Annotated in this window: 6 protein-coding genes; 4 read left to right on the top strand and 2 right to left on the bottom strand. The window is 43.4% G+C overall.

Annotation, left to right across the window (positions count from 1 at the left end; translation table 11 throughout):
- Positions 1-186: 186 nt before the first annotated feature.
- Positions 187-1563 carry an O-antigen ligase domain-containing protein gene (locus QT974_RS30180; RefSeq protein ID WP_333472067.1) on the top strand — a complete coding sequence of 459 codons (1377 nt, stop codon included), beginning with the start codon at positions 187-189 and terminating at the stop codon, positions 1561-1563.
- Here QT974_RS30180 and QT974_RS30175 read toward each other — a convergent pair.
- A complete protein-coding gene (locus QT974_RS30175) occupies positions 1555-1710 on the bottom strand; it encodes a hypothetical protein (protein WP_333472066.1) in 156 nt (51 codons plus the stop codon). The genes QT974_RS30180 and QT974_RS30175 overlap by 9 nt on opposite strands.
- Before the next feature lie 457 nt (positions 1711-2167).
- On the opposite strand from QT974_RS30175, the gene QT974_RS30170 reads away from it, so the two are divergent.
- On the top strand, positions 2168-2962 hold the full coding sequence (locus QT974_RS30170) for a WecB/TagA/CpsF family glycosyltransferase (protein ID WP_333472065.1): 795 nt from the start codon (positions 2168-2170) through the stop codon (positions 2960-2962).
- Between the two features lie 376 nt (positions 2963-3338).
- Positions 3339-3782 (top strand): DUF4079 domain-containing protein, encoded by a 444-nt coding sequence (locus QT974_RS30165; RefSeq protein WP_333472064.1) that lies wholly within the window; start codon positions 3339-3341, stop codon positions 3780-3782.
- 55 nt (positions 3783-3837) lie between these two features.
- On the opposite strand, the gene QT974_RS30160 is transcribed toward QT974_RS30165, so the two are convergent.
- On the bottom strand, positions 3838-4737 hold the full coding sequence (locus QT974_RS30160) for an alpha/beta fold hydrolase (protein ID WP_333472063.1): 900 nt from the start codon (positions 4735-4737) through the stop codon (positions 3838-3840).
- Positions 4738-5224: 487 nt separating this feature from the next.
- On the opposite strand from QT974_RS30160, the gene QT974_RS30155 reads away from it, so the two are divergent.
- A complete protein-coding gene (locus QT974_RS30155; RefSeq protein WP_333472062.1) occupies positions 5225-5593 on the top strand; it encodes a FeoA family protein in 369 nt (122 codons plus the stop codon).
- Positions 5594-5714: the final 121 nt, after the last annotated feature.

The following is a 5714-nucleotide window of genomic DNA, read 5'->3' as shown; positions in this document are numbered from 1 at the left end:
CTGATTTTAATTGATCCCGATCGGGCGGGCGGGCTTTCAACCAATTCTTTCTGGTCAGCCGGAATTAACAGACAAGGCGTGAAATTGAGGTTGGTTTAAAAGATCCGGGGAAAAGGCGATCGTTGCGATAATTTTTATCCGGAAAATTGAGTTGTCTGGCTACAATTTTACTGCCAAAAAAAACCTATGGTTGCATTAATTCCAATTGTGATGTTCGGCTGGATTCCGATCGTTTTTTACCTGTTTGTGAGATATCCGACTCAGCGGGCGGTAATTATAAGTTTTGTGGTAGCGTGGCTATTTTTGCCACAAGCTTCTTATCCCATCCCCCTACTGCCGCCCTATACCAAAATATCGGCATCTTGCTACGCAATTTTGCTGGCGACTATTGTCTACGACACTGAGCGGATCACCACTTTTAAACCTGGTTGGCTGGACGTGCCAATGGTAATTTGCTGTTTGTGTCCAATTGTTTCGCAAGTTACAAATGGTGGGAGCCCGATTTCTCCAACTTTCAACCAAATAATTACTTGGGGTATGCCTTATTTTTTAGGACGGCTGTATCTCGGTAGTTTAGACGGGCTGCGACAATTGGCGATCGGAATTCTTGCCGGTGGGTTAGCCTACATTCCTTTTACCTTAATAGAAGGGGTTAGGGGCCCTATTCTGCACCAAATGATATACGGCGTCAGCGCCTTTGAGGACTGGGGTCAAGCAAGGCGCATGGGGGGGTGGAGACCGGTAGTATTTATGCAGCACGGTTTGATGGTGGGCGTGTGGATGATGACAGCAGCCTTAATCGCAGTTTGGCTGTGGCAAACTGGGACGCTCAAAAAGTTTCAGGGCCGCAACATCAAAACTCTAGCAATTGTATTAACTATAGCTTTTTTCCTGTGCCGTTCTACAGGCGCCTATACTTTATTTTTTATCGCGTTGCTCATATTATTTTGTGGCAAGTGGTTTCGCACTTCTTTGCCACTACTATTCGTGATTGGATATATAACGTTTTATCTGTACGTAGCTGCATCCGGTCAATTTTCCAGCCAAGACGTGATGAGTGTAATCAATCCCATATTTGGTGAAGAACGAGCCGCCTCTCTGAAGTTTAGATTTGACATGGAAGAGATATTGGGGGACAAAGCGCGGCAAAGATTTCTGTTTGGCTGGGGGGATTCTGGGGGAAATCGCGTGTACAACCAGTATGGTAAAGATATCTCGGTCACAGACAGCTTGTGGATTATTTCATTTGGTTCCCACGGTGCAGTCGGCTTAGCTAGTTTATTTTGTTCATTGTTACTTCCTGTTGTCGTATTTTGCGCCTTCAAGTATCCCGCCCGAACCTGGTCTAATCCGAAAGTAGCGCCCGCTGCGGCCCTGGGAGTAGCCTTAACTATGTACGTCTTTGACTGTATTTTGAACGCTATGACTAATCCGATTTTTGCAGTCATTGCTGGAGCAATATCTGGCTTGGTGTTAAAAGCCCCAGAAAGTCTTAAGGCTAAGAAAACCAAAACGACTTTGCAGCCAAAAAGACAGTCACTGGTTCACCAAAAATCAGGATAATTTTGACTCTGAGCGATCGACCCTGGCGCTCCAAGCTTGAAAATTTTTTGGATTCACGGCATACAAAAACTCAAAAATCTCTAATTTTGGCATCAAATCAAGCTCGTGAGTTTTGCGATATTTCTCAGAGTCCCAAAAATTTACCATGGTTCTCAAGTATTTCTAGCAAACAAATGTTTGGTTTGTCTCCTCAAATATTGTCGCTTGTAAATTTGTGGTATTTTGGAGCTTTATGCAAGGGATGGTGGATGGCTCCGCACCCTAGAAATAATGTTGGATCAGTTGTTGAAATTGGTAAGAGTTAGTGTCAAAACTGAAAATAATTTACCTTAATTTACAAAAATTTAAGTAGTAGCAAGGAATTATGTTTAAAATAAAAAATATGTTTCATTTTGTAAAAATTAATCAATTTTGCTCATTTGTGGCTGAAAAGAGATGATGCTTTACACAATCTTTAAAATTCCTTGGTGGACAGTTAGCTTGTAGAGGGATATACTTAAGAAAGTATATTCACCTGCCTGAACAATTAGCCAAAAACACGAGGGTGCAAAGTAGGTGACAGTTTGAGTTGTAGTTTAAGATTAAAACTAGAAGGTAACAAGCAATGAACACAGTGAATTTATTGAATGTATCTATAGATAACTTGTCAATAACAGAGTTGTTTGAAAAACTAGACTCTGAAGGCGGTGTCGTATTTACACCCAATGTAGACCACTTAATTAAGTTGCAGTATGACCGCGACTTTTATGAAGCTTACAATACATCGAGTTATAGAGTCTGCGACAGTCAAATATTGATGTATGCTTCAAAATTTCTTGGTACTCCTCTGAAGGAAAAAATTTCTGGTTCAGACTTGTTTCCGGCATTTTATATGTATCACAAAGATAACGATAATATAAAAATATTTTTGCTAGGAGCGGCGGAAGGTATTGCCAAGAAAGCCCAAGAAAAAATCAACCAAAAAATTGGTAGAGAAATAGTGGTTGAAGCACTTTCCCCTTCTTTTGGATTTGAAAAAAATGAGGAAGAGTGTGAGACAATAATCGATGCGATCAATCAATCTGGAGCTACAGTTTTGGCGATCGGAGTAGGAGCGCCCAAGCAAGAAAAGTGGCTGGTTAAATATCAGAGCAAATTCACACACGTCAAAATTTTCTTAGCCGTAGGTGCAACCATTGATTTTGAAGCTGGTTGCAAAGCAAGAGCTCCTAAATGGATGAGCGAAGTTGGCATAGAATGGGCGTACCGACTGTTAAGCGAACCGAGAAGGTTGTGGAAAAGATATTTGATAGAAGGTCTGCCGTTTTTCCGATTAATCTTAGAACAAAAATTCGGGTTTTATAAAATGCCCTTCGTGGACAGCAAAAGCACGAACCTAGAATGGGAAGGCGGTTCCTAAATACTGAAGGGACACATCCTACTAAGTGAGTCCACCTAATTAAACGTAAAATACGGAGCGCTAAAAAGGTTGCTGTGTATATCTTCTTCCTTCTTGCTTATACTTACCATTTTCGATTTGCTTGAGTGAGATTTGGGATTGGGAATGATGTAGTTGAGATGAGTTAGTAGTTGACCAACCAGTTGCGTTTTTTCAGCTAATATCAATAACGTCAATGAAGCTGAGTATGAGTTCTGGCGTTTCTTTTCAGTGTCAGACAGATGCTGCTGCCGATAGCCGATCGCGCTTTTTCCCCAAAATATTTATTTTGCCCGGTATTTCCAGGTAAAATCGGAAAGAAACCTTTCTGGCAAATCCCTAATTAGGGATTTAAATCATGAATTTGCCTTCTTTCTTGTGGTTGTGGAAAATAGCGGCTTGGTCAATGGGCGTTTCCCTGCTAGCTTACCTGTTGCTGGCGGTTAGTGGAACATGGATGTTTGTCGCCCGCAGTACCAAAAAGCAGCGCCCAAAATGGCTGCGTCCCTTTCATTTGGCGACTGGTACGGGGATGGCGACTTTGGTAATTTTACTGCTGGGTATTGGCGTAGTCGGTACGCTGGGATACTACGGGAATTTGGGTCACTCAGCTCATTTACCGGCGGGGTTAGCGGTTGTGGCTTTGATGTTGGTTTCTGTGGGAAGCGGGCTGCAAATTGGCCCTAAAAATCCTTGGGCGCGTCCGCTACACATTGGCACTAATTTGGCTTTGTGTGGGGGATTTGTGATTGTGTTGCTCACAGGATGGACGATTGTACAAAAGTATTTACCGAAGGTTTAAAGTTTGATCGTTTGGACTTCAGTCCTCTGATAAGAGATGCGGACTGAAGTCCTGACTACGAACCTGCTACTTTAGCTGTGAAATCTAAGATATGTTGAGCGGTAATCTGTGGTTTTTCTAAGTGGGGAACGTGTCCGCAATCCGGTATCCAAATTAGTTGGGAATTTGCGATCGCACTTTGAAACTTTTCTGCATCCGCAGTCCCTAAAATTCTATCTTGTTTTCCCCACAAAATCAAGGTCTGCTGCTGAATTTGCGATAGTTTTGCCCCAAAACCGCCGTAACCGCCGCTTTTGGTAAACGCAATTAAAGCTTGATTCCAATTGGGCATTTCCAGGTGCAAAGCCGCGCAGGTTTGTGCGTCAACAGTAGCCAAAGTTTCGTCGAAATAAGCATTGACGCTAATTTTTTGGCGAATTTTAGGGTATCGCAAAAATGAAGTTGCGAGATATCCTAAAGGAGGAATTAAAAATTTTCCCTTGTTAGATGTTACCGCAAAACCAGCACTGTCTATTAAGACTAATTTTTTGACAGCTTCGGGATGATTGAGGGTGAAATCTATTGCTGCTGCACCTCCCATCGACGCGCCAACTAAGATTATCGGCTCGGAAATTAGCGTTTTCCAAAAATAGTAAAGGTGACTTCCAATTGCCCCCGCGCTGAATGGTAAAGCCGCCGCTCTTTCTGTAAAGCCAAAACCCAACAAATCAACCGCCCAAGTCTCATTTTTTTCGGCAAGCAGCGGCAACAGGCGGCGGTATTCAAATACGGAACTGTCGAAGCCGTGAATTAATAAAATAGGCGTATTTCCGCTGCCTTGGCGCACGTAGGTTGTGGCAATTGGCCCCTGTGTTAGGGGAGTTGTAATTGCCTCTTGTTGGATGTTTTGGGCTAAGCTAATTGAGGTAGATTCTGTGAGTTGTGCGATCGACTCTGGGAGAAAACTTGCTGGCATAATTCTTGATAAATTGTAAATTAGGGGCGATGCCCCCGCGATCGCCCTCACAGTTAAGTATATATGCTCGATCGCCCGCTAGAGGATTTAGGGCGATCGACCCCTGAAAATGCGATCGAGACTTCGTATCCCTTGCCCGCTTAAGGCTGAGTTTGTTAACCGTCTGTTAAATTATTTGAGAATAGTTGCCAATAATTCCTTTTTAATCTACTATGCTTAAGAGCAGTCAGTATTGCTGTCTACGGATTCGCTCGCACATTGGCATCTAACGGAAGAGAGATTAAAACTAGGAACACGCCAAAAAATCGTCCTTAGGGGCGGGGTAGATGGCTGCGTCGGAAATATTACAACGGGAAACAATTCGCGGAAACGAAAAATTTAACAATGTATGCTACAGTGCGCCGCTAGTATTGAGAATTAATCTCAAGTCTGGCAGACAAGCAAGCCTAAGCAAAAAATTACTAAAATCGATCGACAAGCACAACAGATGAAAGAAAACACCCAAGAATACAGCCAACAAAACGAACAGCTAAACCCCAGACAGTTCGGGGCTTTTACCTTTTACGGCGAGACACCATCCGTCTCTAAAACCGCAGATGATAGCACAGAAATTCAGCCAGACTCAGCTCAAGGTAAATCATTCCCGCTAGCGATGGCAAGCGTTGGCGACAAGCTGCGGATAGTCAAACTCAAAGGTTCAGAAGGCACAGTGCGACGCCTCATCGGCATGGGATTAGTCCCCGGCATCGAAGTTCAAATCGTCAGCAATTCTGGGGGATCGGTGATTGTGGGGATTGGCGACAACCGCATTGGTTTGGGGGCGGGTATGGCACAAAAAATTATGTGTACGAATTAGAGGAATTAGGGGCATTGGGTATTGGGCATGGGACATTGGAGGTGAAAAAGAAGTTATACCATCTTCGATTGGGGATTGGGGATTGGGGATTGGGGATTGGGGATTGGGGATTGGGGATTGG

Origin of the sequence: Microcoleus sp. BM001215392 (genome assembly GCF_036700185.1) — a bacterium.
Classification (GTDB): Bacteria; Cyanobacteriota; Cyanobacteriia; order Cyanobacteriales; family Microcoleaceae; genus Microcoleus.
Note: the sequence above shows the minus strand (reverse complement) of the source record. Positions and strands in the feature narration are given on the sequence as shown.

Excerpts from the sequence above, each read along its gene's own strand:
- QT974_RS30165 (WP_333472064.1), top strand. The coding sequence starts at position 3,339 with ATGAATTTGCCTTCTTTCTTGTGGTTGTGGAAAATAGCGGCTTGGTCA.
- QT974_RS30160 (WP_333472063.1), bottom strand. The coding sequence starts at position 4,737 with ATGCCAGCAAGTTTTCTCCCAGAGTCGATCGCACAACTCACAGAATCT.
- QT974_RS30170 (WP_333472065.1), top strand. The coding sequence starts at position 2,168 with ATGAACACAGTGAATTTATTGAATGTATCTATAGATAACTTGTCAATA.
- QT974_RS30155 (WP_333472062.1), top strand. The coding sequence starts at position 5,225 with ATGAAAGAAAACACCCAAGAATACAGCCAACAAAACGAACAGCTAAAC.
- QT974_RS30180 (WP_333472067.1), top strand. The coding sequence starts at position 187 with ATGGTTGCATTAATTCCAATTGTGATGTTCGGCTGGATTCCGATCGTT.
- QT974_RS30175 (WP_333472066.1), bottom strand. The coding sequence starts at position 1,710 with ATGGTAAATTTTTGGGACTCTGAGAAATATCGCAAAACTCACGAGCTT.